The following is a 1,651-nucleotide window of genomic DNA, read 5'->3' as shown; positions in this document are numbered from 1 at the left end:
CCGTTAAGTTTACGTTTCCATTTAGCGGCAATATTAAAACTTAGGAAACCACGAGTCTTCGTGACTTTAATTCCTTTAATAAATAAAGACACTCCAGGTACTAGACCTAAATCATTTAATTTAATCCAACTATTTTTTTGATATTCAACTAACTCATTCTTTTTTAAACGCAAACAAAAATCTCTACCCAATTACTGAAGATGATTTGCTAACTTTACAGAACAAAATTCTCGTTCGCGAAGCGTGACCAAAGGTCAATCTCCCAATACACAGATTTTAGAGTTTTTTAAAATCGGGATAACTTTTGATAAAATACTTTGTTGTTCTTTTAAATTACTACTACCTAACTTGGGTAACAAGGTAAAATATAGTGGAAACGCTCTGTCTTGATGCAGTCGCTCATGGGGGGAACCCCCAAGACCGCGCTGCATCGCTTTTATCCCAAATGAGGCTAACCATGAATAAATTGATATAACACCAATTCGTTCTATCAATTGCTAAATAAATTAGTTTTTCATCGGTAAAGTATCTTTTCAAGCATTCTTCAACTATTGGAAACCACAAGTCTTCAATTGTTAACTTTGGTAACGATAAAAATCTTTAGGTGCGACCCGTGGCGAATTTAATTCGCCAACGGAAAGCGCACCTTCGGATTCTTTTTCTTCTACTTTTAAATTTAATGGGTAAAGGGAGAGCATTGGCTAATTTTTCTAAATTAACTTTTTTAATTGACTGTAATAGATTTATAAAAATTTTTAAGAAAATATATTCAGCTAGACTCAATTGACTTTTGAGATGGTTTTGGTAGAATTCTGGTAACATTGTCTATAGGTAGGTCTTGTTGCAAATTGAGAGACCTACCTTTTTATACCACAAAATCCTACAAACTTTACATACCAAGCATTTCAGACTGTTTCGTCGCCCCCCCAGCTACATTGCAACGGTTATTAATACACATTATACTTGGCTATATATAAGTAAAATGCTGTGGGATTGCTTACGGAATTTGTTATAATTATAACTAGGATTATAACAGTTTAACGATGACACTAACTACCGATCCAGAACCGAACCACAATCAATATCCAGAACCGACATTAACTGATGTAATCCGAAAACTTGATGAGCTTTCAGATGAAGTGAAAAAGTTTGATGAAAGATTTAGCAATTACCAACAAGCCACACAATGGGTGATTCAGTTAGCTTTTGGCTTAATTGCGAGTGCTACTGTTATCGTGATTGTGAGCAATGTTTTAAACTAACTCAATAGTTAATTTTTGATTTTATCGCCATTTTCAACCCTTACTGCCGAGGAATTTTACCTTAACCAAGGGGATAGCTTTCATGGAAAACGCGTTCGCGTAGCGTGGCCTACGGCCAATCGCGTAGCATCTCCCTAGGAGAATCGCGTCGCGTCTCCCGATGGAGTATCCCGTAGTTTATGTCTGGTGGGCAGTGGAGCACACAGATTTACCAAACTTACCAATCCCTTTAGCCACTGCCCACCCTACGATTCTCACTGGAGTTGGTCTTGACCGTGCGATTGCCCCTCATTAAGGTGGAATCAAAGTACAGACAAACTTCCGGTACACCTTCACAACAGGAGGTTACGGCACCACAGACGTTTTGGAGTGCATCGGTGTTGAAGCGT

Annotated in this window: 2 protein-coding genes and 1 pseudogene; 1 reads left to right on the top strand and 2 read right to left on the bottom strand. The window is 37.9% G+C overall.

Translation table 11 applies throughout. The annotated features are described in order from the left end of the window. A pseudogene (locus F6K51_RS36860) lies at positions 1-822 on the bottom strand (hypothetical protein); the annotation flags it as partial. 221 nt (positions 823-1,043) lie between these two features. On the opposite strand from F6K51_RS36860, the gene F6K51_RS36855 reads away from it, so the two are divergent. Further along, on the top strand, positions 1,044-1,262 hold the full coding sequence (locus F6K51_RS36855; protein ID WP_075906817.1) for a hypothetical protein: 219 nt from the start codon (positions 1,044-1,046) through the stop codon (positions 1,260-1,262). Between the two features lie 229 nt (positions 1,263-1,491). Here F6K51_RS36855 and F6K51_RS38860 read toward each other — a convergent pair. Then, positions 1,492-1,651 (bottom strand): asparaginase domain-containing protein (locus F6K51_RS38860; protein ID WP_365940630.1); only part of this gene is annotated, 160 nt, incomplete at its 5' end.

Origin of the sequence: Moorena sp. SIO3I8, assembly GCF_010692325.1 — a bacterium.
Taxonomy (GTDB): Bacteria; Cyanobacteriota; Cyanobacteriia; order Cyanobacteriales; family Coleofasciculaceae; genus Moorena.
This window is presented reverse-complemented; position numbering and strand designations above follow the sequence as displayed.

Coding starts and splice junctions, on each gene's coding strand:
- F6K51_RS36855 (WP_075906817.1), top strand. CDS start 1,044: ATGACACTAACTACCGATCCAGAACCGAACCACAATCAATATCCAGAA.